The sequence below is a fragment of the Rathayibacter sp. SW19 genome, from assembly GCF_030866825.1.
Taxonomy (GTDB): Bacteria; Actinomycetota; Actinomycetes; order Actinomycetales; family Microbacteriaceae; genus Rathayibacter_A; species Rathayibacter_A soli.
Genome location: NZ_CP133020.1, coordinates 24,252 through 50,657 on the forward strand (window position 1 = coordinate 24,252; position 26,406 = coordinate 50,657).

Here is a 26,406-nt window from a genome sequence, read left to right on the forward strand (position 1 = left end):
ACCCGATGCGCAGGACGAGCAGCGTGAGCTCACTGGTGTTCACGAGTCGCTCCAGAAGCCGCCGATGTCGCTGCCGGGCAGGTTGGGGCGCGGTGCGGCGGGGGCGGCTTGGGGGAGCACCTTGAACACGATACTGGTGCGGCCGATCAAGATGACGGAATTCGGTTCCATGATGGCTTTCGTCACCGGTTGACCGTTGAGCCGTGAGCCGTTGGTTGAGCCGAGGTCGCGCACTTGGGCGCGGCTGCCGTCCCAGATCACCTCGACGTGTTTGCGCGAAATGCCCGTGTCATTGACCGTGATGTCCGCTTCGCTTCCGCGCCCGATGATGGTGCGTGACTGAACCAACGGGTAGCGTTTGCCGGCGATGTCGAGCACGGGCGCCCAGGAGACGGAACCCTGCACGTTCTGTGAGTCGACCTCGAGGATGCCGGTGCTGAGACTGTCATCCTGGGTGAGTGTGATCGAAATGCCGCCCGCAAACTGGTAGTGCTGAGTTGCGGCGTGCTGTTGCACGAACTGGGTGAGCTCGTCGGTGAGAGTCGGGCCGATCGAACGCATTCGCGAGTAGTCGCTTGGCGCCATTCGCAACGTGAACTTGTTCGGTGCAAGGATTCGGTCGCGAGTCACGACTGCGGCTTTTGTGTCGAGTTCGCGCCGAAGTGCGCTTGTGAGTTCGACCGGTTGCAACCCCGAGCGAAAAGTCTTCGCGAACGCACCATTGACGGCGCGCTCGAGACCTTTCTCAAAGTTGTCCAGAATGCCCACTGGTCTCCCGCTTGTTCTACGGCTTGTTTTGCTGCTCGTTCGGTGCCTTGTTCGCCGCCTTCTTCGCTGGCGCGACTATGTGCATGTTAGTCGGAACGGGTGTAAGGCCGCTTGTGAGCGGGCGTGAAGGTCGCGAAATGGCATCCGGGGCCGCGTCATGCTAATGTCGCTGAGTCGGCACGCGTGCGTGCTGGCGTGTGCGCGCGAGTGGCGGAATTGGCAGACGCGCTGGCTTCAGGTGCCAGTGCTCGAAAGGGCGTGGGGGTTCAAGTCCCCCCTCGCGCACAGTGAGATTTCCGGTCGGTGAGGATTTTCAGTCTCCGGGCTTTCGGTCTCCGGGCTTTCGGTCTGCTGAGTTCTGCGTGCGTCAGCGCCGCGGAATTGTCGATCCTCGAATGATCAGCCGAACCGGCAGGCGCTGCGTTCCGCTGCCGATGTCGAGGCCTTCGAGTGCCTCGAAGACGCGGGTTGCGGCCGTACGGCCCAACTGTTGGAGGTTGGCGTCGATGCTCGTCAACTCCGGCCGTGAGTTGGTGGCGAGAACTTCCCAGTTGTCGTATCCGATCACGGCGACGTCCGCAGGCACATCGCGGCCGAGGTCGCGCAATGTGTCGAGCGCTCCGCGCGCGATCTGGTCTGAGCCGCAGACGATGCCGTCGACATCGGGGAATTGCCGCAACAGCATGGCGGACGCATCGCGGCCCCAGTGCTCGCTCCAGTCGGAGAACATCGGTCTGCCGACGAGTTCGATGTGGGCATCGGCAAGCGCCTCGCGCACGCCGAGTGCTCTGTCCTGCGCCGCCGCATACGCGGGGTCACCGCTGATCAGTCCGATCCGGGTGCGCCCGCACGCAAGAAGATGCTCGACTGCCATGCGCCCGCCTGCTCGGTTATCGGGGGTCAATGACAGGTCGGCCGGATCCTCGGACGGCGCGTACGCGTAGACGACCGGTACCGGGATGTCGTGGCCGAGCGATGGCCGCGGATCCGTCTGGCGACCCACAACGATGATGCCGTCGACCCGGCGCGTGAGCAGTGCCTTCAACTGGTGCTGCTCGCGGATCGCGTCACCGCGGGCGTCGCACAAGAAGACGTTGACCTGCCCGGCACCGAACGCATCCTCAGCCCCCATCAGGATCGGAATGACGAAACGGCCTTCGAGGTCGCTGGTGAGGAGGCCAACCGTTCCCGTACGCCCGCTGAGCAGCCCCCGGGCCAGCTCGTTCGGGGTGAAAGAGACTTCTCTCGCAGCGTTCATGACGCGTTGGCGAGTGGCCGGTGCCACCTGTTCGCGACCGTTGATCGCTTTGGATGCCGTGGCGATGGAGACGCCGGCCAGCTTCGCGACGTCACTGAGAGTCGATGCTCGAACCCCTGCTGTGGGCTTCTCACTGTCTGCCATGCTCGTATCCTCCGTGACGTAAACGTTACAGGACAGGTGACTTGACGCAGCTGCAACTCCCGCGATAGCGTACCGAAAAGGATTTCGGCAATTTCGGAATCTCGCTCAACTAGACGTACCAACCATCACGTACCACGCATGGCCGGGCTCCCCGCCCGCTCAACGACGAGTTCGAAGGAGTTCGACATGAAAGACACCACCAGCCGCCGGCTGCGCAGGATCGGGGGAGTGCTGACAGCCGGCATCCTCCTCGCCGGTCTCGCGGCCTGTTCCAGCGGCGACAAGGCGACACCAGCTGCCAGCGTCGGCCCCAACGGGCTCGATGATGGTACCTCGCTGACTCTGTGGACACGGGCACCGCTCGAGAAGCAGGCGAATCTGCTTGTCAAGGCGTACAACGCGAGCCACAAGAATCAGGTGAAGCTCACCGTTGTTCCCAACGACGACTATGTCGCGAAGGTCGGCGCCGCGGCCGGCTCCAACAGTCTCCCCGACCTGTTCGCGGCGGACATCGTCTACGTGCCGAACTGGGTCAAGCAGGGCCTGTTCCAGGACCTGACCACGAACATCGATGGGCTGTCGTATAAGGACGCGATCAACAAGGGCCACCTGAAGGCTGGAACGTTGGACGGCAAGGAGCACGTGCTGCCGTTCGTGCTCGACCTGTCGATGCTGTTCTGGAACAAGGACCTCTTCAAGGAGGCGGGCCTCGACCCGGAGAAGGCTCCGGCCGACCTGGCCGAGTTCGCCAAGGATGCCAAGGCCATTCAGGCGCTGGGCAAGCCGGACATCTACGGTACGGCGACCGGTCTGAACTGCGGCGGCTGCCTCGTCTTCACCTGGTTCCCGAGCGTCTGGGCCGGCGGCGACCAGGTGATGAATGCCGAGGGCTCGAAGTCGCTGTTGGACAGCGACGCGTCCAAGGCGATCTACAGCACCTGGGCAGACCTCTGGAAGTCAGGTGCCGTGCTGCCGTCTTCGCAGGATGAGGCCGGACCCACCTGGACCGCCGGCTTCACAGAGGGCAAGGTCGGCCTCATGCCGTACCCCGCGACGCTGCTCTCTTCAACACCGTTCGATGTGGGCGTCACCGGCATCCCAAGTGCGAAGGGCGGCGGATCCACTTTCGTCGGCGGCGATGGCATCGGCGTCTCGAAGGACTCGAAGAAGGCTGCGCAGGCGTGGAGCTTCCTTAGCTGGATGATGTCCGAGGACGCCCAGGTCGGTGTTCTCGCCAAGGACAGCGACGTCGTCTCCCGCTCCGACCTGTCCAGCAACCAGTACTCGAGCAAGGACCCGCGTCTTGTGACGATCAACGAGGTCGCAGCGAAGGGTGACACGCCCATCTCGCTGAACTTCCAAGAGGCGTTCAATGCTCCGAACAGCCCGTGGCTGACGCTCGTTCGCAACGCAGTGCTCAAGGGCACCGACAGTGTTGCCGCCGACAACAAGGAGATCACCTCGGTGCTCTCGCAGTAGCAGTAGGCAGTGCGCGACGACGTGGCTGCACCGGGGCGACCCGGTGCAGCCACCCGGAGCGCAGCATCCGCTCGGATTGAAAGGCGAGAGGCAAACATGAGCGTCACCGCTCCGACAACACCGGCCGCGCGGCCCCGCGGCAACGCGACCGAGGCGCCGAGCCGTCGCCGACGACGCGCTCGGAACTCCGTCAACGGCTGGCTTTATGCGCTGCCGACCGCGCTGTTCGTGCTCTTCCTGTTCGTGTTGCCGCTGCTGCTCGTCTTCCAAATGTCCGGCTCGAACTGGCCGCTGCTCGGCGGCAATCAGGGCTGGAACTTCCCCGAGAACTACCAGAAGGCCATCAGCAACCGGTTCTTTCTCGACTCGGTCATCTTCACCCTGAAATACACGGTGCTTGCCACCGTTCTGCTGATCGGTCTGGGCCTCGGCCTGGCCCTTCTCGTGCAGGAATCCAGCCGCTGGAAGGGCTTCCTGCGCGCATCGTTCCTGATCCCGAGTGCGCTCGGCCTCGCATCCGCGTCTCTGCTGTTCTACGTTCTCTATTCGCCGATCGCAGGCCCGTTCGCCGACCTCACCAAGTCGTGGGGCTTCACCTTTCTCGGCACTCCGGATGCTGCGCTCTGGTCGACCCTGTTCTTGATCGTCTGGCGCTACGCCGGCTTCTATATGCTCCTGATGCTCGTCGGACTGCAAGGAATCCCCGACGACGTCTATGAAGCGGCTCGCATCGACGGTGCGTCGCGTTGGCAGACGTTTCGGGATGTCACGATCCCGCTGCTGCGGCCAACACTCGCGCTCACGACGGTGCTCTGCGTCACCGGCTCGCTGCTCGCGTTCGAGCAGTTCTACATCCTCACAAAGGGCGGGCCGGACAACAGCACCATCACCGTTGTACAGCTGATCTACAACGTGGCCTTTCAGGGCCAGAACGACCTCGGGGTTGCGGGCGCTCTCTCCGTGATCGTCCTCCTGGCGCTCGTCGTCATCAACATCGTGCAAATCCGCGCCTTCAGCCGGAAAGACGAGGACTGAACCATGACCGCCACAGGCGCTCGCACCCGCACGAGCACGGAAACCAACACCGACCTGGTCGGTACGGATAACGACCCGACCACAGCGGATGCTGGCGGGTCGCGTCTGGAACGCAGCCCACGGCATCCGCGTGGCTCGCGAAACGGGCACGGACATCGCAGCTGGAGCCTCGGCGGCATCGCGCTGCAGATGCCGTTCTGGGTGTTCAGTGCGGCAATCGCGATCATCTTCCTCTACCCGCTGGTGTGGACCGCGGTTTCGTCCGTCGCGCCGCGTGCTGGAACCAACCAGGTCAACGGGTGGGGGCTCGGCAACTACATCACCCTGGTTAACTACCAGGACGGCATCTGGCAGTACATCGCAAACTCCACGATCGTGTCTTTGCTGACGGTGTTGCTGACACTGTTCATCTCACTGCTTGGTGGATACGCGTTCGCGCGCTTCAGCTTTCGCGGCAAGAACACGCTGTTCCTGGCCACCATCGCCATCCTGATGGTGCCGTACGCCACGCTGCTGATTCCGCTCTATGTGTTGCTGAATCAGGTCGGCCTGTCGAACTCGCTGGTCGGTGTCGCGCTGGTGCTGACGATGTTCCAACTGCCGTTCTCGACGTTCATGATGCGCATCTCGTTCGAATCGGTGCCGCGCGAACTGGATGAGGCCGCGATGGTCGACGGCTGCACGTCGTGGTCGGTGTTGTGGCGCGTTCTCGTGCCCGCGGTGAAGCCCGGCCTGATCACGGTCGGCCTGTTCGCCTTCTTGGCTGCCTGGAACGACTTCATGGCGCCGCTGATCTTGATCAATGACTCATCGCGCATCACGCTGCCTCTGGCCATCTCGAACCTGCGCGGGCAGGTGCAGGGTGTCGTCGATTATGGCGCCACCGAGGCCGGCGTCGTGGTGCTTGCGCTGCCGTGCATTCTGCTCTTCCTGATCTTGCAACGACACTACGTGCGCGGCTTCATGTCCGGCGCCTTCAAAGGATAAGAATGACTCTCACGACTCGGATCGTCTCCACGCCTGTTGTTCCCTCGACCGGTGCGCTTCGGCCCCTCGGCCTGGATGAGGTGCGCATCACCGGCGGCTTCTGGGGTCGACGTCAGGAGATCAACGGTACCGCGACGCTCGCGCACATCGAGCATTGGCTTGAGAAGGATGGCTGGCTCGGTAATTTTGATCGGGCTGCCGCCGGAACACTGCCGGCCGGTCGCCGTGGTCGCGAGTTCTCGGATTCCGAGGTGTACAAGTATCTCGAGGCGTTGGCGTGGGAGATTGGGCGCTGCGATGCTGGCGACAGCGGTTCCGGGGCCGAAGACGAGGGCGGCGCACGTGTCGACGAGCTCGAGGCGCGTTTCCGAGCGATCGTCGATCGCATCGGTGCCGCACAGGATGCTGACGGATATCTGCACACCAATTTCGGCCACCCGGGCCAACGACCGCGCTGGTCTGATCTTGAGTGGGGCCACGAGTTGTACTGCCTCGGTCACCTATTCCAGGCTGCGGTTGCGCGGGAACGCACTCGTCCGGGCTCTGACGATGGGCTTCTCGGTATTGCGCGCCGCGCAGCCGATCTGGTGTGTGACGTGTTCGGAGCCGACGGCATCCGCTCGATCTGCGGTCACGCAGAGATTGAGGTCGGCCTCGCCGAGTTGGGGCGACTCACCGGGGAGACAGCGTACGTGACGCAGGCGGCGTTGTTCGTCGAACGGCACGGGCGGGGCACGCTTCGAGACATCGAGTGGGGTCGCGCGTATTTTCAGGATGATGTTGCCGTGCGCAATGCGCACGTGTTACGCGGCCATGCTGTGCGTGCGAACTATCTTGCGGCTGGTGCGACAGATATCGCCGTCGAGGGCGGGGACACCGAACTGCTCGACGCCTTGCGCAGGCAGTGGACGAACACTGTTGCGCGGCGCACCTACATCACGGGTGGGCAAGGTTCGCATCACCAGGACGAGGCGTTCGGTGGCGACTGGGAGCTGCCATCCGATCGTGCGTACTCGGAGACGTGTGCCGGTGTCGCATCCGTCATGTTCAGTTGGCGGCTGCTGTTGGCCGACGGTGTTGTGCCGGGTGGTAGTGCTGTGCCGGGTGGTAGTGCTGTGCCGGCTGATCACGACCCGCGCTATGCGGACCTGATCGAGCGCACGCTGTACAACGTGGTTGCGACTTCGCCGTCGGAGGAGGGCACGGCGTTCTTTTATGCGAACACGTTGCATCAGCGTCAACCGGGCGAGGTGAGTTCGCCGGATGCCGTTTCGCCGCGTGCGTCGTCGTCGTTGCGTGCTCCTTGGTTCGACGTGTCATGTTGCCCGCCGAACGTTGCGCGCACGTTCGCGAGCCTTGCGACCTACCTGGCGACGGTGGATGCGGATGGGTTGCAACTCCACCAGTTCGCGCCGGCGTCGATTCGTACGGTGTTGCAGGACGGCCGCTGCATTGCGGTTGAGGTGGAGACGAACTATCCGGATGACGGTGTCGTGACCATGCGTGTCGTCGAGGACATGAGTGAGCCGACAACGCTGACGCTGCGTGTGCCGGCGTGGGCGTCATTGTCCAGGCTGGTGGTGCTGGGTGGAGACGGGTCGATCGAGGAAACTCGGCCGGAGCCGGGCTACGCGTCGGTTCGGCGGGTATTCCGTGTGGGTGATGTTATCGAGTTGACGTTGCCGATGGAGCCGCGGTTCACGATGCCTGACCCGAGGATCGACGCGGTGCGAGGTTGTGTCGCCGTTGAGCGCGGCCCGGAGGTGTACTGTCTCGAGTCGACGGACTTGCCGGCGACGCTGCGGGGAGAACCTGCCTCGATTGAAGCTGTAGATATGGATGTCGACGTTCGGCCTCGGGTATCAGGAGATCGGGTTGTGGTTTCGCTGCGGGCGACGGGGGCGACGAGGGCGACGAGGGTGGGGGAGGCCAAAACTGCGGGGAACGCAGGGTGGCCGTATTCAGCTGGGTTCGTCCGACGGGACGAGTCCGAGGCCTTCACGGCGGAGCTCGTTCCGTACAACCGATGGGCGGAGCGCGGCCCGTCGACGATGCGTGTGTGGCTTCCGGTGCACCGCGGGCGTTAGAGTGTCGGCCGCTGTTGCGGCGATAGACGCGGTGCGGGCGGCAGCCGGGCTGTGACGAGCCGTGCCAGCTCGGGTAGCTAGCGACCGGACCTGCGCGTGCCTTACTGCGCGCGCCGGTGCGCTCGTGTATCTGCGTACTCGAGTGCCGGGTGTGCATGCGTTCTCGTCACGCGGCTGGCCAGGTTCCGACCGTTTTTAGAAGGGTGGTGGGTCGGTGTTGTGGGTGTGGCCGAGGGGGCTTTCCCATTGGATGGTGCCGTCTTGGTGGCGGATGATTTTCCATCGGGTTTTGTGTTTGAGTCTGTGGTCGCCGCGGCAGACGGGTGCGAGGTTGTTCAGGGTGGTGGTGCCGTTCAGCACCCAGTCGAGGCTGTGGTCAATGTCGCAGTCGACGGCGAGCCGGTTGCAGCCGGGGAAGACGCAGTAGGTGTGGGTGGCCAGGATCCACCGTTTCAGGTCGGCGGGCACGGTGTAGCTGGTGCGGTCCACGTCCAGGATCGCACTGGACACCGGGTGGGTGAGGATGCGGTAGAACGAGGGTGCCTTCCCGGCCAGGCGTCGGGCGGTGTCGGGGTCGATCGGCCCGTACCCGTTCAACTGGGCCGGCTGCTCATACCGAGCAACGTGATCCGAGCGTTCTGCTCGATCCGACTGGTCGGGCGGGTCTGTGTGGTCGGGTTGATCTGTCGGGGTGGGCTGCTGTGCCTGGCTGGTCTGCTGGGTTCGGTCAGCCTGCTGCGATTGATCCGTCGGCTGCGTTTGGCCAGCCCGACCTGTTTGGTCGCCAGTGGGTGTGTCCGGGTTCAGGAGGGTCAGGACGGGCACGGTGATCATGACGGTGGCTGTGACTTCGTGGGGTGTGCCCTCGCCGGTGAGCAGGTCGGCCATCACGTCGGCGCGGATCTGGCCGATGGTGCGGGTCTCCCCGGGCAGGCCGGCCAAATGTTTCGCGTTCGCGTTGATTCTCGCGTAGGCGCGATAAGCGGCATCGGCCGGTTGCAACGCCCCGAACCACGCCATCCCGTCCGCCGCGGCCTCCACCCAGACCCGGCGGTCCTCCCGGGCCCGGGCGTGGCGCACCGCCAACGGTTCGGCGGAGAGTTTCTCGGCCAGGCTGCGCGCCAGCAGGCGCATCCGGCCCGGGTTGACGGTGCGGGCCGGACCGGCAAGCTTCGCATCGTATTCCGCCCACACCGCCGCATCCTCGGCCGCCTCGCCGACCGCGCCGTCAGCCGTGTCGTTGGGTGTGTTGTTGGGTAGGCCGGTGGTGTTGTCCAGGATGGCGCGCACGTTCGGGTAGCAGATCTCCCCCTCGAGGAAGTCGGCCCACACCGCCGGCAACCGTGTGGTCAGCGTTTCCGCGTCGGCCAGACGGTTACGGACCGTGTTCTGACCGATTCCCAGGCTGGTGGCCAGTTCGGCGATCGCGGCGCGTTCGGCGAACTCCACCCGATCCCGTTCACCGCGAGCGCTCTGCCGCTCGGGCGCAGGGCCGACGAACACTTCCGGGAACACGCGCGCCTCGCGGATCGTGGCGAGGATCGCCGCCAACTGGCCGGCGGTGGCCCGAGCGATCTGACGTCCCGCGAACTGGGCACGGGCAACCTGCCCATCATTGCGCACCCCCGCATCCACTTCCGCCGGCGGCAGCATCACGACCGAATCGTCCACCAGGTCGGCGCTGAGCAGGACCGAATCAAGCACGGTGGACTGCGGCAGATCGGCACTGGACGGCGCGGCATCCAGCAGCCGCGCATCCAGCCGTTGCGTCGCCTCCAGCAGATCTTCCATACCTGAAGTCAACCAGCAGCCACCGACACTCCGACCCCGAAAACAGGCAAAACACGCCGAATCCGAGCCATTCAAAGACCGTTACCAAGCCGTTACACGCGGAGCACGAGGTGGCGTCGACTGCGCTCAGGCACCGAGCGGATCGTACCGTTTGGCGCATCCGCGGAGCCGTGCGCAGCCTCAAAGCGGCAGCCGGGCAATCGCAGTCGGGCGATCAGGTGCCGCGCACCAGCACCAAGATTTCAGGCTGAGCGGGCAGCCGCAACCGCAGCCGCAACCACGGCTTCCCACGGCGAAGCAGTCGCTATCGGGGCCTTGTTGTCATTGACGCTGCCCCCGAGCTCGACGGTTCAAGCAATTCAAGCCCGTCGAGCAGCAGTGTGACGCCGAAATCGAACGAATCACGCACGTTCAGACGAGCCGGATGCCCGCCCGCAGCGACCGCAACATCGTCAACGGATGCCGCGTGCTCGGCGCTGACCACACCAAGGCTGTCCGCTTGCAGTCGCTGCTGTTCATGTGAAACGTGACCGAGGATGAAGTGCAGAAGTGCGGCGGCGGACATCTCGGTGACGGTCGGGTCGAAGCCGCCGCGAGCAATCGCATCCGCCAGTCGTTGGGAGGCGTTCAAGCCGCCTAGCCCGAGCGCCAGCGAACTGGAGACAACCTCGGCGCCGTCGCGGTAGGACAGCAAAGCGTCCCGCAGTGCAGCCGCCTCGGCGCGGGTCGCACGCTTCCAGGCGGCCATAGAGTCGACAGGGGCGGCAGCATAAGCAACATTGGTCGCATTGGCGCTACCCGCCTCGCCCGCCGCCCCGCCAGCCCCGATAGCCTCTGCCACGACCCGACTCGCCACGATCTCGTCCGAGATCAGCGCCAGCAGCGTTTGCTTGTTGGGCACGTGCCAGTACAGGGCGCTCGGTTGCACTTCGAGGGTGGCGGCCAGGCGCCGCATCGTGAGATCAGGCAGCCCGTAATCGTCCAAGATCTGCAACGCTGCGGCGACCACATCCGCTCGCGTATGTCGCGATGGGCGCGGATTCGCGGCGCCGAAACTCTGCAGATTTGCCATCGCGACCCAGCGTAGCAGTATCATGAACAGCGTTCAGGTGAACGGTGTTCAGGTGAGTGCCACTCCGACGAACCCCCCGCTCGTCCCAACCAGACCCCCCGACTAAGGAGCACCCATGTCGCAGCGAGTGCAGATCGACGTGCGAGACCTCACGCGAATTGCCGTCTTCGCGGCGATCATCGCCGTGCTCGGCCTGCCCGCCCCGATCTCGGTGCTCGGTGGTGCTGTTCCGATCACTGCGCAGACACTCGGCGTGATGCTCGCCGGCGCGATCCTCGGACCCTGGCGCGGCGCCGCAGCCGTCTCGACGTTTCTCGTGCTCGTCGCGGTTGGCTTACCTCTATTGGCCGGCGGGCATGGAGGCTTCGGCGTTTTCGTCGGGCCGACCGCCGGCTACCTGTTCGGCTGGATCGTGGGGGCTTTCGTCACGGGCGCGATCGTGCGTTCCGGTTTGCACGCCACCGAAGGCAAGAGCGCTACGAGGCATCCGACCTGGTGGCGCACCGCGCTCGGCTGCGTGATCGGTGGCATCCTCGTGGTCTACGCGTTCGGCCTTCCGGTCTCGGCGTTCGTGACCGGTCTGCCGCTGCCGCAAATGGCACTCGGCAGCCTCCTGTTCGTGCCCGGCGACCTGATCAAGGCCGCCGTCGCCACGATCGTGACACTCGCACTCTGGCGCGCCTATCCGCAGGCGTTCGGCCACCAGACGGCGAATGCGGTTTCAGATGCGACAGCGACAGCGACAGCGACAGCGACAGCGACCGCGACGGCGATGACGGACGCCGAGTCTTGCGTCGAGCCCGCAACCGCGGATGCCGCGACTCGCGTCACGCTCACAGCACCATCGCTCGCAGCACCATCTCCCGCGGCGACCGCCGTCGAAGCACAGGCCACCTCGCATCCGAACACCGCCCGCGCCGACGTCGAATGAATCAAATCGTCCTCGACGCGGTCTCGGTCAGCTTCGGCGACCGCAGCGCGCTCCGCAGCGTCTCGGTCATGCTCGACCAGCGCCGCATCGGGGTGATCGGCTCGAACGGCTCCGGAAAGTCGACGTTTGCCAGACTGCTGAACGGGCTCGTCGCGCCGACTACCGGCAGCATTCGCGTGCACGGACTCGACCCGAACCGGCAGGCCAGGCAGTTGCGGCGCCGAGTCGGCTTCGTGTTCAGCAACCCCGACGTGCAGATCGTCATGCCAACCGCCGCCGAAGACGTGGCGTTCACCCTGCGTGGCCGTGGCCTGACCAAGCCCGAGATCGCCGAGCGTGTCGCCGCTGCGCTCGATCGACACGGCCTCACCGCGCACGCTGACGCCCCGGCCCATGGCCTCTCCGGCGGACAGAAGCAGCTGCTCGCGCTGTGCGCAGTGACGATCGGCGAACCCGCATTGATCGTCGCCGATGAGCCGACCGCGCTGCTGGACGCGGCCAACAGTCGACGCATCCGATCACTGCTGCTCGACGAACTGGAGCAGCAACTCGTGCTCGTCACCCACGACCTGAAACTCGCAGCCCGTTGCGATATCGTGCTGCGCTTCGAGAACGGATGCCTCGTCGAGTCGGGCGAAGCGGCATCCGTCATCGACCGCTACGAACGCGAGTACGCATGAGGTGCGGCAGATGAGGCGCTACCTATGAGGTGCCGCGCATGATTGGCCTCTACCGACAAGGCACGAGCCCCCTGCACCGGATGCCGGCGGGCCCGAAGATTCTGCTGCTCATGGCGGTCGCCCTGGCGATCACGCTCACGGTGACGCTCGACACGCTGTGGCTGCTCGCGGCCGCGGCCGCGCTCGTGGTGGCCGGCTATCTGGTCGCTGCGCTCGGCATCCGCGAACTGGGCCGACAAGTCTGGGTCGTGCGCTGGATCGTCGCGATCATGCTGGTGACCCAGCTCGTATTCTTGCCGTGGACGACCGCACTTCTGAATGTCGGCCGCGTGGTCGTCGTGCTGGTGCTTGCCGCTCTCGTCACCCTGACGACCCGCATCGCCGACCTGCTCGACGCCACCGAACGCGGGCTGCGGCCGCTGGAGCGGATCGGCGTCAACCCGCGTCGAGTCGGGTTGCTACTGGCGATGACGATCACCACGATTCCGGTGATCGCAGGGTTCGCACGCGCCATTCGTGAGGCCCAGCGCGCTCGCGGCGGCCGCCTGCGAGTATGGAGCATGGCGGTGCCGCTGCTCGTGCTGTCGCTGAAACACTCCGACGACCTTGCAGATGCCCTGATCGCCCGCGGTGTGGAATGAGGGGTGTGGAATGAGGGGGATGGAATGAGGGGTGTGGAATGACGCGGCCACACGTTTACGGACCGGTCGTCGATGACCAGACCCGCTGCATCCATTACACAACCGCTGAGGATGTCGTCGCCATCAAGTTCGCCTGCTGCGGTCGCTACTACCCGTGCCATCTGTGTCATGAGCAGAGCGAGTCGCATCCGGCGAAACAGTGGCCCGTCGCCCAGCGCGACGAGCGCGCCGTGCTGTGCGGAGTGTGCTCGCGCGAGCTGACGATCGCCGAGTACCTCGTCGTCGACCATTGCCCCGGATGCGCCGCGCGCTTCAATGAGGGATGCCGGGTTCACACAAGCCTCTATTTTGCAAAATACTGAAGGTATTTTGCAGCGCGCTGAACGTCTCGTGGATTCGGATCTGCGGTCGAGCGGAGGTTTCCCCTTGACCTGATCGGTTCGAAAGTGCTATTTGTTTAATTTAGCGAGCGGAATACTTTTTCCACAGTGTGAAAGCAGCTTCCTCCCGTGTCCAATGGAGGATCACATGTCGATAAGCAAGACGCTCACCCGCCCGCTCCGCTTCATCCCGCGGAGCAGCCAGCATCTGGTTGACGAGGTGCCGCCGACTCCACGCCTCATCACGCTCGGAATCCAGCACCTGGTCATCATGTATGCCGGAGCGGTAGCCGTGCCTTTGATCGTCGGCGATGCGTTGAAGTTGCCGACATCCACGATCGCTCTGCTCGTGAGCGCAGACCTGCTCGTTTCGGGCATCTTCACTGTGATCCAATCGGTCGGCATAGGCAAGATCCTCGGTGTGCGCCTACCGGTCGTCACCGGCGCTACATTCACCGTTCTGACACCGATGATCATCATCGCCCAGCAGTACGGAATGCAGGCCGTCTACGGCGCGATGATCGTCTCCGGCGTGTTCGGCGTGCTCGTCGCCAAGCCGTTCTCCATGATGATCCGCTTCTTCCCGCCACTGGTCGCCGGCACCGTGATCATGATCATCGGCCTGTCGTTGATCGGTGCCGACGTCAGTCTGATCGCCGGCACCGACCCGACCGCGAAAGGGTACGCTGCGCTGCCGGGCATCACCCTGGCCGCGATCGTCGTGCTGCTCATCATTCTCATCACACGGTTCTTCCGCGGCTTCGTCCGCCAGATCGCAGTGCTGCTGTCGATCGTGATCGGAACGCTGATCGCGTGGCCAATGGGCATGGCGGACTTCTCGGCCGTCGGTCAGGCGAACTGGGTCGGGTTCAGCGGCATCTTGTTCTTCGGACCACCGAAATTCGTAGCCGCGGCGATCATCTCGATGTGCATCGTCATGTTGGTCACGTTCACAGAGTCGACGGCGGACATGCTGGCCGTTGCCGAGATCGTCGACAAGAAGCTGACACCGAACGACCTGGCACGTGGTTTGGCCAACGACGGCCTGTCGGCCATCTTCGGTGGCTTCATGAACTCCTTCCCAGACACTTCGTTCGCCGAGAACGTCGGCCTCGTTGAGATGACCAAGGTCCGCAGCCGATGGGTGGTCACGGTCTGTGGGGTGTTGCTGATTCTGATGGGCTTCATCCCGAAGATGGGCGTGGTCGTTGCCAGTCTCCCCGACCCGGTGATCGGCGGCGCCGCGACGGTGATGTTCGCGATGGTGGCCGCGGTCGGCATTCGCACCCTGCACAAGACGTCGTTCGTCAACAATCAGAACATGCTGATCGTGGCCGTGTCACTGTCGATCGGCATGATTCCGACCGTTGCGCCGAATTTCTACCACAATTTCCCCAACGAGTTCCAGGTCATCTTCGGCTCCGGCATCACCGCAACGGTGATTGTCGTGTTCATCCTCAACCTGGTCTTCAACCACTGGATCCGTCGCCCGAAGGGGGAGGCCGCGAGAACAGCCGCCGCTACCACGCCAGAGGTGCTGTATGGCGACGTGGAAGTCGCGCTCGATCGCGACGCCGAGCCGGAGCCGAAGGGCAACTGGACGACCGACGACCCGACTGCCGGAGACGCGACCGCGTAGCCGCCTGGAGCGCGTTTCAACGTGTTCATAGTGCGCGGAATGCTGGATTGACGAACCAATCCGACATTCCGCGCACTATGAATGAGGGCTGGCGGCCACAACGCTGGGCGTAGGTTTGCAATAACGCGCGGCAGCCGCACGCGCACAAGGGATGGAGCATCCGATGAGGCGTGCCCTGATTGTGATCGATGTGCAGAACGAATACGTGACCGGCGGGTTGAAGATCTGCTTCCCCGACCTGTCGGTGTCGCTGCCGAATTTCGACGTCGCGATGAATGCCGCCGCCGACGGCGCGATCCCGCTCGTTGTCGTGACCCACATCGAGGATGCCTCCTCGCCACTCTTTGGTCGCGGCTCCATCGGTGCAGCTCTGCACGAGCCCGTGGCGTCACGCATCCCAGACCACGCGATCGAAAAGCATGACGTGTCTGCTTTCGTCGGCACGGACCTCGAGCAATGGCTGCGCGACCAACAGATCGACACGCTGACCATTTGCGGGTACATGACCCAGCACTGCTGTGAAGGAACCGCGAGGGATGCTGCTGCTCGCGGCTTCCAGGTGGAGTTCCTTTCCGACGCCACCGGCACAATCGATCTCGTGAACGAGGCCGGCACCGTCTCCGCCGCCGCACTCCACCGCAGCGTACTCGTGACGATGCAGTCGGAGTTCGCCGCCGTCGCAACGACGGCCGAGTGGTCGCTCGCAGTGCAGACCGGCGAGGCCCTGCGGGTGTCCAACATCTACGCGAGTTCGCGACACGCACGCGTGCCGGAGAAGCACGCCGAACTGCATAAGCTGATGCGAGACCTCCGCGCCGACATCGACGAAGAGGTCGCTGCAGGCGACACCCACCAGTTTGCGCACACGTACTACACCGGGCAGGGTCCGACATCGTTGTGAGCGTGCGGGCAAGGACGCCGGGCGCTTCGGCTGCGCGGTTCCTGAGGAGCGCGGTGGAGCTTGAAGATCGCGAAGCGAGCGGCGACCCCAGCGCCGAGTGAGCCTGCGAGCGAAGGTTGAAGGCCGCGGCCGTCTCGAAGGGCAGCGACCGATGCTGCCACCGCGCTCAGCGACCGATTTTCTGCATCGTGAAATTTATCTTCCAAAATTGTAGATAAAAGCGACCAGCCCTGTTACTCTGAATTCGCGTCGAAGGTGACGACCCCAACTCGGGTGTTGCGACTGTCGGCGGCCCAGCACATACAGCGCAGCTGCGCCAGTCAAGGAGCCTCATCGTGGAATCTCCGCAGATCCAAGAAAAATACCTGTCCCGCGCCATCGAGTTGGCGGTCAGCAACGTCGACAACGGTGGCGGCCCATTCGGCGCACTCATCGTCACCGCCGACGGCCGTGAATTCCTCGGCGTCAACCGCGTCACCGCGAACAGTGACCCGACCGCGCACGCCGAGGTGACAGCCATCCGCACCGCGTGCGCTGCCATCGAGAATTTCGACCTGACCGGCGCAACGCTGTACACGAGTTGCGAACCGTGCCCAATGTGCCTCGCAAGCGCACTGTGGGCCCGCGTCGACCACATCGTGTTCGCCGCCGACCGTCACGACGCGGCAGACGCCGGCTTCGACGACGCCGAGTTCTACGAATTCTTCGAACAGCCCGTCGAAGAGCGCTCGATGCGGGTGATACGACACGCACCTCTCAGCGCGGACGCCCCCACCCACACGGCCCCGTTCGAGCGTTGGATCAACCTCACAACGCGCGTTGCCTACTAGCCACGAAGCCATCGCCAGCCCCTGAATCGCCACACTCTGAATCGCAACACCCTGAATCGCCACCAACACCCCGAACAAGGACGTTCAATGACAATCCAGCAGACCCCAGAACACGAAGACGAGCGCGCCGAGATCTCCGACGCGGGACGTTCTCGCATCGACCGCTATTTCATGCTCACCAAGCGTGGATCCACGTATGCCCGCGAGATTCGAGGCGGCTTCGCCACCTTCTTCGCACTCGCATACATCGTGGTGCTCAACCCGCTGATTCTGAGCGGCCCGGACAGCTCCGGTCACACCCTCGGCATCCCGCAGGTGGCTGCTATGACGGCGATCATCGCAGGTGTCATGACGATCATCATGGGCGCGTGGGCGAAGTATCCATTCGCGCTCGCGGCCGGTCTCGGAGTCTCCGCATACGTCTCGGTCACGATCGCAACGACAAAGGGACTGACCTGGCCCGACGTGATGGGGCTGGTGCTGCTGTCCGGCATCATCATGTTCATCCTGGTGCTCCTCGGCTTCCGAGAGGCCGTGTTCAAAGCGGTGCCCGCCAGCCTGAAGACCGCGATCGTTGTCGGCATTGGCTTGTTCATCGCGATCATCGGACTGGTCAATGCCGGCTTCGTCCGCCGCATTCCGGATGCCGCGCACACCACCGTTCCGCTGCAGCTCGGCATCGACGGCAAGCTCATCGGCTGGCCGACGCTCGTGTTCGTCTTCGGACTCGTGCTGACGATCATCCTGCTCGTCCGCAAGATCCCGGGCGCGATCCTCATCGGAATCGTCAGCTCGACGATCTTCGCAATGATCGTGCAGGCGATCACGCACACGCCGGGCAGCGACAAGAGTCCGAGCGGCTGGTCGCTGATGATTCCGGAGTTCCCATCAAAGGTGGTCGCGATACCAGACCTGTCGTTATTCGGCCAGGTCGATATCATCGGCGGCTTCGTGCACATCGGTGTGATCGCGGCGTCCCTGCTGACCTTCGTCATCTTGCTGACCGTCTTCTTCGACGCCATGGGTACCATGACCGGCCTGGCCAGCGAAGCCCACCTTCTCGACAAGGACAACAACTTCGTCGGCGCCAACCGCGTTCTGCTCGTGGATGCCGCGGCCTCTGGAATCGGCGGCTTCGGCTCGGTCTCCTCCAACGAGATCTTCGTCGAGTCCGCAGCCGGCATCGCCGAAGGCGCTCGCACAGGCATCGCGAGCATCGTCACCGGAATCCTGCTGATCGCGGCAGCGTTCTTCGCGCCGCTCGTTACGATCGTGCCCTTCGAGGCGGTCGCACCGGCACTGGTGATCGTCGGCTTTCTGATGACTACCCAGATTCGCAACGTCGACTGGTCGGACCTCGGAATCGCGATCCCCGCATACCTGACGTTCATTCTCATGCCGTTCACCTACTCGATCGCCAACGGCATCGGCGCCGGCTTCATCGCATACGTTTTGATCCGCTCGGTGCAGGGCAGGGCCAAGGAAGTTCACCCGCTGATGTGGGTCGTCTCCGCCGGTTTCGTGCTGTACTTCCTGGTCGGTGTGATCGAACAGCTTCTCGGCATGAAGTAACGCTCGCTGAGCGAAGCCGAAGCGCCACTCGATGCCGCCATGCGCGCTGGCGGTACAGGGTGGCCCTTCTGTATTGGTTGTGGCTGGCCTGGTACTGACTGGTACGTGATCCAGAGCGATCCGACCGTTCTCGAATCTTTGCCATGGCCGCGGCGCACGCGGGCCGAGTCTTTACAGCATCTGAAGGATCGCACGCGGCACACCCGATTGTGGCAAGCCGATGACCTGCTCGACCTCGCATTCGGGCGCCTCCGAGCGCACAGAGTGCTGGCGGTCATCGACGAGCACAGTCGCAAGTCCTTGGCGCTCGCAGCACGCCTGGGGTTCGTGTCGGCCAATCGGCAGCAGAACGGCTGCCTTGTGCTGGTGCTCACACCCGCGCTGCGTCACCAACCACTGCGCTCGACGCCGACACCGAGGCGGCAGGTGCTGACTCGAACAGCTGAAGCAGACGCGCAGCCACACTGACCGCGATTGCGGCAGGTTCCTTCGCGCTGATACCACCGATGCCGATCGGCGTCGTGATCCGTTCGATCTCCTGTGGCGTGTGCCCCAGTTCGCCCAGATGCAGCTGAAAGCGCCGCCACTTGGAGTGCGAGCCGATCAGCCCAATCGAACCAAGCTGCGGTGTGCGCAATGCCGTGTCGCACAGAGCGAGATCCTCGGCGTGATCGTGGGTCATGATCAACACGTGCGTGCCCGCAGGGAGCTCGCCAAGCGCGCTTTCCGGCACCGGAGCGTGATGCAAACGGATGTCCGCGGCCCCGCTTTCGAGCATCGCCAGCCGTTCCGGGGTCAGCATGACCTCGCGCGAGTCGATCAGGTGCAGCTCGAGATCGTGGCGGGACAGAATCAGTGCCAGCTCGAAGCCGACGTGGCCTACTCCGCAGATCGCGACCGCCGTGCGAATTCGCACCGGTTCCAACAGCATGGTGACCTCTCCTCCGCAGCACTGCACACCGTATTCGGCGGGCGCCTTCTCGCTGAGTTGAATGGTGATTAGTTCGGGGCCAGCAAGACCGTTGGCTAGCACTGACCGGGCACGGTCGATCGCCGTCGCCTCCAGGTTGCCCCCACCGACTGTGTCCCACGAGCCATCCGCGGTCACCACCATCTTGGCGCCGGCCCTGCGTGGCGCGTGCCCGCGGGAGGACACCACAGTGACCAGCACAGCGCTCTGCCGCGCTACCCGCAGGCGCTCGATCGCCGCCAACCACTCCATTTCAGTGCCTCTTTGTTCGTGTTGGGTCTCGATACGCCTGCTCGCCCTTCGGCTACGCTCAGGGATCGAAAGCTCGCGGGCTACTCGACCACCGGAGGGATCCGCCTGCTCGCCCTTCGGCTACGCTCAGGGATCGAAAGCTCGCGGGCTACTCGACCACCGGACGGATCCGCCCTTCGGCTACGCTCAGGGACCGAAGGCTCGCGGGCTACTCGACCAATGGCTAGCGGACCAGCGCCGGCTGAGGTTCTGGAGTCTGCAACAGCCGGCTGGCGGCATCCTTCGCGGCATCGACAGCCCAGAAAACAGCCTCCGGGGTCGCGGGGGATCCGAGGTTGACCGGCCGGCCTGCCGGGCCGAACGCGCCGACCGCTTGACGAAGTGCCTCGCGCATGCTGAGCGCCAGCATCAGCGGCGGCTCACCGACCGCCTTGGACCCGTAGATCGAGCCCTCCTCGTGCGCTTGGTCGAACAGTGTCACATTGAACTCCTCCGGCATCTCTGAGAAGCTCGGAAGCTTGTACGTGCTCGCGGACTGGGTCTGCAGACGTCCCCGGTTCGGGCCGTCCGATGTGTCCCAGCGCAGGTCTTCCAACGTCAGCCATCCGACGCCTTGTACGTAGCCGCCCTCGATCTGGCCGATGTCGATCATTGGAGACAACGAGTCCCCGACGTCGTGCACGATGTCGACCCTGCGCGTGTGATACGCGCCGGTGAACCCGTCGATCTCGACCTCGGTCACCGCAGCGCCGTAGGCGAAGTACTTGAACGGCGAACCGGTCCAGGTCTCAGGATCCCAGTGCAGGCCCTCGGTTCGGTAGTAGCCGGCGGCAGACAATTGCACGCGCCGCAGGTACGCGGCCTGAGCCACCTCGGCGAATGTCAGCTCCTGGCCGGGCGCACTGAGCCCGGTGACCATGCCGTTGCCAAAGCGCACGTCCGCAGGGCTGACGTCGAGGATGCTGCCGGCGACCACGGCCATCCGGTCACGAATCTGGTCGCACGCGTTCTTGACCGCGCCGCCGTTGAGGTCGGTTCCGGTGCTCGCGGAGGTCGCAGACGTGTTGGGAATCTTGTCCGTGCGCGTCGGCGCCAGACGAACAGCCGAACGAGGAACGCCGAGGGCGGTTGCCGCGACCTGGATCATTTTGGTGTGCAGGCCCTGACCCATCTCGGTGCCGCCGTGATTGATCAGCACAGACCCGTCTTTATAGACGAGCACGAGGGCGCCCGCCTGGTTGAAGAACGAGACGTTGAACGAGATGCCGAACTTGACCGGCGTGATTGCCAGCCCGCGCTTGACATACGGATGGCTGTCGTTGAACGCTTCGACCTCGTGCTGACGCCGCGCGAAGTCGGAGTTCTCGAGCAGCGTGGTCCAGATTGCGGGCATCCGCTGCGCGTCTTTCACTACCTGGCCGTACGGAGTCGTTTGACCGGGGGCGTAGAAGTTGCGGCGGCGCAGGTCGGCGGGGTCGATGCCGAGTGCTGGGGCGCATTTGCCGAACACGTCCTCGATGAGCAGCACACCCTGTGGCCCGCCGAAGCCACGGAACGCGGTCTGCGACGTCTTGTTGGTCTTTGCGATTCGACCGTTGACTTCGATGTTAGGCACCCAGTATGCGTTGTCGATGTGGCACAGTGCGCGGGAGAGCACGGCCTCCATCAGGTCGAGGCACCATCCGCCGTCGGCGGTCATGTTCGCCTTCAACCCGACGAGTTTGCCGTCATCGTCGAAGCCGGCCTTCCAGGTCAGTTGGAAACCTGGTCGTTTGCCGGTGATTGTGATGTCTTGTGTGCGGTTCAGACGCAGTCGAACGGGCCGACCGGTCAGGGTGGTGCCGAGCGCGGCAATGGCAGCGAAGCCGTGCGGTTGCGTCTCCTTACCGCCGAAGCCGCCGCCCATCCGCAGCGATTGCACGGTGATGGCGTTGCTCGTGAGCCCCAGAACGTGCGCGACGATGGCCTGGCACTCTGCCGGGTTCTGCGTGCTCGACTGCACGTACAGCTGGCCGCCCTCGTCGTAGTAGGCGAGCGAAGCCTGGGTCTCGAGGTAGAAGTGCTCTTGGCAGCCTGTTTCGATCTCGCCTTCGAACACGTGCGCAGCCGACGACAGCGCTGCATCGACGTCTCCACGGCGAGAGACGCGCGCTTTGCCCTGGAACGAGCCGGCCGTGATCGCCTCACTGACCGTGATGACGGATGGCAGAGTCTCGTATTCGAGCTCGACTGCCGCGGCTCCCAGGCGCGCTGCCTCCGGGGTTTCACCGAGCACCCAGCACACGGCGTGGCCGTAGTACATGACCTCCGTGGGGAACAGCGGTTCGTCTCCCCAGATGCCCGCGTCGTTCAGGCCGGGTACATCCTCGGCCGTCAACACCCGCACAACGCCGGGAACTACGAGGGCCCGGTCGGTGCGCAGTGCAGTGATCAACGCGTGCGCCTGCGTGGCCTGCACCGGCCAGGCGGTCAGCGCATCACGGGTGAGGGTTGCGATATCGTCCGTGTACAGCGCCCGACCGGTCACATGGCCGACGGCGCTCTCGTGCGGTTCGTTCTGTCCGACGATGGGGCTCGCCGGGCGCTCTGACAGTGCGCTCATACTGAAACCTCCTGACTTTCTGATGCCTGACCGTCGCCGGTCTGGACGTAAAGCTTAGGAAGCGCTTGTGACAGCATGATACGTCGGTATGCTGCGCTCGCCCGGTGATCCTCCATCGGGGTGCCCTCTGCACCAAGCACGGCGGATGCCGCAGCGATGGTGTCCTCGTTCCATGCCCTTCCGATCAAAGCGGCCTCCGTAGCGCGAGCGCGCAGCGGGGTGGCTGCCACGCCGCCAAGGCCGATCATGGCACCGGTGACGATGCCGGCGTCGACCTCGAGCGCGAACGCGAGGGCCACACTGGAGATGTCGTCGAAGCGGCGCTTGGCGATCTTGTGGAACGCGACGATGGGAGCGGTCGGCAGCGGAATGCGGATGGCGCGAATCAATTCGTGCGACTCGCGCACCGTGGTGCGGTAGCCGGTGAAGTACTCGTCGATCGGGACCTCGCGCTCGCCGTCCAGGGACGCGAGCACAACTCGTGCGCCGAGCGCCAACAGTGCGGGAGGCGTGTCACCGATCGGGGAGCCAGTGCCCAGGTTGCCGCCGATCGTCGCCCGGTTGCGGATCAGCCGCGACGCGAACTGAGGGAAGAGCTCTGCGAGCAGCGGAATCCGGCCGTCGAGGTCGCGTTCCACTTCGGACAGCGTCAGCGCTGCACCGATTTCGACGAAGCCGCCGGTACTGGTGCTGCCGGTACCCACGTTTTCCGTGACGGTATCGAAGGTGCGCAGTTCCGGCAACCGGTCGATCGCAATGACGAGCGCGTTGCGACTCCCGCGCAGATTGACCTCGACGCCCCAGTCCGTCGAGCCGGCGAGCACTTTGGCTCCTGGGTTCTCGGCAAGCAGGGACAGCGCTTCGATGAGGGTGGACGGCCGCACAAAGCGCCCATCCGACGCCGTCAAGTCGGTGGCGACAGCAGCAGGAGCGGGCCGATCGCGGCGGAGAGCGAGGGCATCCGCCGGGTCAGGGTCGCCGAGAGCGTACGCGGCATCGCGGATCGGCCGGTAACCGGTGCAGCGGCAGAGGTTGCCGCCGAGCGCGTGCAGGTCGAAACCGTTCGGCCCGTGCTCGTGGTGCTCGTGCGAGATTTGCGATGCGCCGCCTTCATGTGCAGCGTCGTCGCTGCGCCCGCGACGGTAGAACTCGGCGGCCATGCTGCACGCGAAGCCGGAGGTGCAGTAGCCGCACTGGGAGCTTCCGTTGCTCGCCATTTCTGCCTGTACCGGGTTCAGGTGCTCCGGTGAGCCGAGGCCCTCCGATGTGACGATCTCTTGGCCGTCCAGAGCAGCGACCGGAATCAGACAGGAGTTGACCGAGTTCCAGGCGGTGCCGCCGTGGCCATCCGGCCCGGCGACCAGGACGGCGCACGCGCCGCACTCACCCTCGGCGCAGCCTTCCTTGCTGCCGGTCAGGCCGCGGGTACGCAGCCAATCCAGCGCGGTCGTGTGAGATGCGACCTCGCCCAGCGGGCGCTGCTGGCCGTTCACAATCACTCCGGGCCACTTCGTGGTGGCGGTGTGAGCCGCGTTGATTTCAGAAACTGGGCGACTTTGCTCGTTCATCGGGTACCTCGTCAGTCCGACAATCGCAACTGAATTCCGAGAGGCGGAATTAGATTATTGCGATACGAGAATGGTAAGACGTGCCAGAGTGAATCGTCAAGCGAGCCAGAGCGGTCGCCGGCGCTTTGCTCAGATGTTGGCGGCGTTCTTTGCGATGTTCGCGACTGCTTCTCTCAACAGCGGGATGGCCCGTGCAGCGAACGCGTCATCGACCCGAGCCTCGGGTCCAGAGACAGAGATCGCGGTCGGCGTCGGAGCGCCGGGGATGGCCATGGCGAAGCAGCGCACGCCGAGCTCCTGCTCCCCCGCGTCGATCGAGTAGCCGCGCTCGCGGATGGCGGCAAGGTCTTTCAGCAATTCGTCGACAGTGCCGATGCTCGTCGCGGTCGGGGTCGGCATGCCCGCGCGTTCGACGATGCCACGCACCGTTTCATCGTCGAGTTGGGCGAGGATGGCCTTGCCGACGCCGGTGTCGTGCGTGTGCGCGCGCCGGCCGACCTCGGTGAACATGCGCATCGCGTGCGGGGAGGGGACCTGGGCAACGTAGACGACCATGTCCGAGTCCAGCATCGCCATGTTCGAGGTCTCGCCGAGACGGTCGACGAGCCACTTCAACTGCGGGCGCGCGAGCGCTCCGAACTGCTTGTTCGCAGCCTCGCCGAGACGCACCAGCCGTGGGCCGAGGGCATACCTGCGGTTGGCGAGCTGGCGTACGTAGCCGAGCGAAACGAGGGTGCGCAGCAGACGGTGGATCGTAGGGAGCGGAAGCTGTGCCATCGTGGACAGTTCGCTCAGGGTGACGTCGCCACCGGCATCCGTGATCAACTCGAGCAGGTCGAACACGCGCACGACCGACTTGACGCCCTCAGAAGTCTTCTCCGCCATGACCGAACCCTCCGGGTTGACCGCTGTCGACAAATCTTATCCGCATGGTGGAAACTGCCGAACATACCCACGATACTGGATCGGTCGCCCGTGCTCAGATCCCCAGGTTGTCGTCCGGAGGTCTGATCACTTGAGATTCCGCGATTCAGACAATAACATCCAAAGTACGGAAATATCCAAGATACGGAAAGAATCTTCCGATCATTCGGCCAAGGGTGGTTGTCGCCACGCTCGCTGCCGCTGTATGAGCGCTGTATGAGAAGGGCACGTCCATGACGATCACGATTAATGCAGGTGGAGACAGTGCGAGCGGAGACAGTGCGAGCGGAGACAGTGCTAGCGGAGACAGTGCTAGCGGAGACAGTGCGAGCGGCACAGAGGGGATCCTGACTGAGGACGCTCTGGCCTTCCTCGAGCGACTGCAGCGACAGTTCAATCAGCGGCGGCTGGCATTGCTGAGCACTCGGGTCGAGAAGCGCGCGACCGTGGCGGCCACGGGGCGACTCGATTTTCTGGACGAGACCGCGGAGATCCGCGAGCGAGAGTGGAGCGTCGCATCCGCACCGGCTCGACTGACGGACCGGCGCGTGGAGATCACCGGCCCGGCGGTGCCGGCGAAGATGGCGATCAATGCCCTGAACTCCGGCGCCAACGTGTGGCTGGCCGACCTTGAAGATGCGTCTTCGCCGACCTGGCACAACGTGGTCGAATCGCAGGTCAATCTGCGCGACGCCGCTCGAGGCACCCTTGCTTACACCTCGCCAGAGGGCAAGGCGTACGCCGTGCGAACGGACGCACCGCTGCCAACCGTCGTGACGCGACCGAGAGGCTGGCACCTGACCGAGAAGCACATCATGATCGACGGGGAGCGAGCATCCGCTTCTCTGGTCGACTTCGGGCTGCACTTCTTTCACAATGCCAAGCAATTGATCGAAAACGGTGACGGACCGTACTACTACTTGCCGAAGATCGAGAGCCATCTTGAGGCCCGCCTGTGGAACGACGTGTTCGTGTTCGCACAGGACGCCCTCGGAATCGAGCAGGGCACGATCCGGGCGACCGTGCTGATCGAGACGATTCCCGCCGCGTTCGAGATGGACGAGATCCTCTACGAGTTGAGGGACCACGCCTCCGGCCTGAACGCTGGCCGGTGGGACTATCTGTTCAGCATCATCAAGAACTTCCGCGACGCGGGCGGCACCTTCGTGCTGCCCGACCGAGCACTCATCACCATGACCGCGCCGTTCATGCGGGCATACACGGAGCTGCTCGTGAAGACCTGCCACCGCCGCGGTGCCTTCGCGATGGGCGGCATGGCCGCGTTCATTCCGAATCGCGCGGAGCCGGAGATCACCGCGAACGCGTTCGAGAAGGTGCGCGCCGACAAGACGCGCGAGGCCAACGACGGTTTCGACGGCTCGTGGGTTGCGCATCCGGACCTCGTGTCGATCTGCCGCGAGGTCTTCGACGGCGTGCTCCGCGGGGCGCCCAACCAGCTCGGCAAGCAGCGGCCGGAGGTGGCAGTGACCGCTGCCGACCTGCTCGACACGCGCATCGAGGGCGGCGTCGTAACCGAGGACGGTGTGCGCACCAACCTGTATGTGGCCGTTGCGTATGTGGCGGCGTGGTTCGGGGGCAATGGCGCAGCTGCCATCCGCAACCTGATGGAGGATGCCGCGACCGCGGAGATCTCCCGCTCGCAAGTCTGGCAGCACCTCAACAGCAGTGTCACGCTTGCAGACACCGGCGCGATCTTGACGCGCGAACTCGTGCGTCGCCTGCTTGACGAGGAAGTGGAACGCTTGCGCGGCGAAGTGAGCGCTGAGGCATTCGACGCGAACTACCGGCCGGCCGCCGAGCTGGTCGCCGAGATCTGCCTGTCGAGCGACTACACCGACTTTTTGACCATTCCCGCCTACGAACTGCTCGGCTGA

The 26,406-nt window shown here is 64.4% G+C and carries 20 protein-coding genes, 1 tRNA gene and 1 pseudogene; 14 read left to right on the forward strand and 8 right to left on the reverse strand.

Features of this window, described 5'->3' with window-relative positions; translation table 11 throughout:
- Positions 1–39: 39 nt before the first annotated feature.
- On the reverse strand, positions 40–768 hold the full coding sequence (locus QU604_RS00125) for an FHA domain-containing protein (protein WP_308466773.1): 729 nt from the start codon (positions 766–768) through the stop codon (positions 40–42).
- 201 nt (positions 769–969) lie between these two features.
- Between QU604_RS00125 and QU604_RS00130 the strand changes: the two genes are divergently transcribed.
- Positions 970–1,053: transfer RNA gene (locus QU604_RS00130), tRNA-Leu, on the forward strand.
- 82 nt (positions 1,054–1,135) lie between these two features.
- Here the strand turns inward: QU604_RS00130 and QU604_RS00135 are convergent.
- Entirely contained in the window at positions 1,136–2,170 is a 1,035-nt protein-coding gene (locus QU604_RS00135) for a LacI family DNA-binding transcriptional regulator (protein ID WP_308466774.1), read from the reverse strand.
- A gap of 186 nt (positions 2,171–2,356) precedes the next feature.
- Between QU604_RS00135 and QU604_RS00140 the strand changes: the two genes are divergently transcribed.
- From QU604_RS00140 to QU604_RS00155, 4 genes are all read left to right on the forward strand, one after another.
- Positions 2,357–3,649 carry an ABC transporter substrate-binding protein gene (locus QU604_RS00140; RefSeq protein ID WP_308466775.1) on the forward strand — a complete coding sequence of 431 codons (1,293 nt, stop codon included), beginning with the start codon at positions 2,357–2,359 and terminating at the stop codon, positions 3,647–3,649.
- Between the two features lie 96 nt (positions 3,650–3,745).
- A complete protein-coding gene (locus tag QU604_RS00145) occupies positions 3,746–4,684 on the forward strand; it encodes a carbohydrate ABC transporter permease (protein ID WP_308466776.1) in 939 nt (312 codons plus the stop codon).
- 3 nt (positions 4,685–4,687) lie between these two features.
- The gene (locus QU604_RS00150; protein ID WP_308466777.1) at positions 4,688–5,671 is read left to right on the forward strand and encodes a carbohydrate ABC transporter permease; all 984 of its coding nucleotides are present in this window, start codon (positions 4,688–4,690) and stop codon (positions 5,669–5,671) included.
- Between the two features lie 2 nt (positions 5,672–5,673).
- A complete protein-coding gene (locus QU604_RS00155; RefSeq protein ID WP_308466778.1) occupies positions 5,674–7,758 on the forward strand; it encodes a glycoside hydrolase family 127 protein in 2,085 nt (694 codons plus the stop codon).
- A gap of 195 nt (positions 7,759–7,953) precedes the next feature.
- On the opposite strand, the gene QU604_RS00160 is transcribed toward QU604_RS00155, so the two are convergent.
- Both QU604_RS00160 and QU604_RS00165 read right to left on the reverse strand, forming a co-directional pair.
- Positions 7,954–9,549, reverse strand: a complete 1,596-nt coding sequence (locus QU604_RS00160) for an HNH endonuclease signature motif containing protein (RefSeq protein ID WP_308466779.1) — start codon at positions 9,547–9,549, stop codon at positions 7,954–7,956.
- A 304-nt stretch (positions 9,550–9,853) separates the two neighbouring features.
- The gene (locus QU604_RS00165; RefSeq protein ID WP_308466780.1) at positions 9,854–10,621 is read right to left on the reverse strand and encodes a TetR/AcrR family transcriptional regulator C-terminal domain-containing protein; all 768 of its coding nucleotides are present in this window, start codon (positions 10,619–10,621) and stop codon (positions 9,854–9,856) included.
- Positions 10,622–10,736: 115 nt separating this feature from the next.
- Between QU604_RS00165 and QU604_RS00170 the strand changes: the two are divergent.
- The 8 genes and pseudogenes from QU604_RS00170 to QU604_RS00205 form a co-directional block, all read left to right on the forward strand.
- A pseudogene (locus tag QU604_RS00170) lies at positions 10,737–11,318 on the forward strand (biotin transporter BioY); the annotation flags it as partial.
- Positions 11,319–11,548: 230 nt separating this feature from the next.
- Positions 11,549–12,232 carry an energy-coupling factor ABC transporter ATP-binding protein gene (locus QU604_RS00175; protein ID WP_308466781.1) on the forward strand — a complete coding sequence of 228 codons (684 nt, stop codon included), beginning with the start codon at positions 11,549–11,551 and terminating at the stop codon, positions 12,230–12,232.
- A 38-nt stretch (positions 12,233–12,270) separates the two neighbouring features.
- Positions 12,271–12,873: an energy-coupling factor transporter transmembrane component T family protein gene (locus QU604_RS00180; RefSeq protein ID WP_308466782.1), complete on the forward strand. Its 603-nt coding sequence runs from the start codon at positions 12,271–12,273 to the stop codon at positions 12,871–12,873.
- Positions 12,874–12,911: 38 nt separating this feature from the next.
- Positions 12,912–13,235, forward strand: a complete 324-nt coding sequence (locus tag QU604_RS00185; protein WP_308466783.1) for a CHY zinc finger protein — start codon at positions 12,912–12,914, stop codon at positions 13,233–13,235.
- A gap of 166 nt (positions 13,236–13,401) precedes the next feature.
- Positions 13,402–14,892 (forward strand): nucleobase:cation symporter-2 family protein, encoded by a 1,491-nt coding sequence (locus tag QU604_RS00190; protein ID WP_308466784.1) that lies wholly within the window; start codon positions 13,402–13,404, stop codon positions 14,890–14,892.
- A gap of 163 nt (positions 14,893–15,055) precedes the next feature.
- Complete coding sequence (locus QU604_RS00195) at positions 15,056–15,793, forward strand: cysteine hydrolase family protein (protein WP_308466785.1); 738 nt, start codon at positions 15,056–15,058, stop codon at positions 15,791–15,793.
- Between the two features lie 335 nt (positions 15,794–16,128).
- Positions 16,129–16,623, forward strand: a complete 495-nt coding sequence (locus QU604_RS00200; RefSeq protein WP_308466786.1) for a nucleoside deaminase — start codon at positions 16,129–16,131, stop codon at positions 16,621–16,623.
- 171 nt (positions 16,624–16,794) lie between these two features.
- The gene (locus QU604_RS00205) at positions 16,795–18,195 is read left to right on the forward strand and encodes an NCS2 family permease (RefSeq protein ID WP_308469004.1); all 1,401 of its coding nucleotides are present in this window, start codon (positions 16,795–16,797) and stop codon (positions 18,193–18,195) included.
- A gap of 370 nt (positions 18,196–18,565) precedes the next feature.
- On the opposite strand, the gene xdhC is transcribed toward QU604_RS00205, so the two are convergent.
- The 4 genes from xdhC to QU604_RS00225 all read right to left on the reverse strand — a co-directional run bounded on the left by xdhC (position 18,566) and on the right by QU604_RS00225 (position 24,472).
- A complete protein-coding gene (gene xdhC / locus QU604_RS00210) occupies positions 18,566–19,417 on the reverse strand; it encodes a xanthine dehydrogenase accessory protein XdhC (RefSeq protein WP_308466787.1) in 852 nt (283 codons plus the stop codon).
- A 223-nt stretch (positions 19,418–19,640) separates the two neighbouring features.
- Positions 19,641–22,019: a xanthine dehydrogenase molybdopterin binding subunit gene (gene xdhB, locus QU604_RS00215; RefSeq protein WP_308466788.1), complete on the reverse strand. Its 2,379-nt coding sequence runs from the start codon at positions 22,017–22,019 to the stop codon at positions 19,641–19,643.
- Positions 22,016–23,587 carry a xanthine dehydrogenase small subunit gene (locus QU604_RS00220; RefSeq protein ID WP_308466789.1) on the reverse strand — a complete coding sequence of 524 codons (1,572 nt, stop codon included), beginning with the start codon at positions 23,585–23,587 and terminating at the stop codon, positions 22,016–22,018. Before QU604_RS00220 ends, xdhB begins: the two co-directional genes overlap by 4 nt.
- A gap of 129 nt (positions 23,588–23,716) precedes the next feature.
- A complete protein-coding gene (locus tag QU604_RS00225) occupies positions 23,717–24,472 on the reverse strand; it encodes an IclR family transcriptional regulator (RefSeq protein ID WP_308466790.1) in 756 nt (251 codons plus the stop codon).
- Positions 24,473–24,744: 272 nt separating this feature from the next.
- Between QU604_RS00225 and aceB the strand changes: the two genes are divergently transcribed.
- Positions 24,745–26,406: a malate synthase A gene (gene aceB, locus QU604_RS00230; RefSeq protein WP_308466791.1), complete on the forward strand. Its 1,662-nt coding sequence runs from the start codon at positions 24,745–24,747 to the stop codon at positions 26,404–26,406.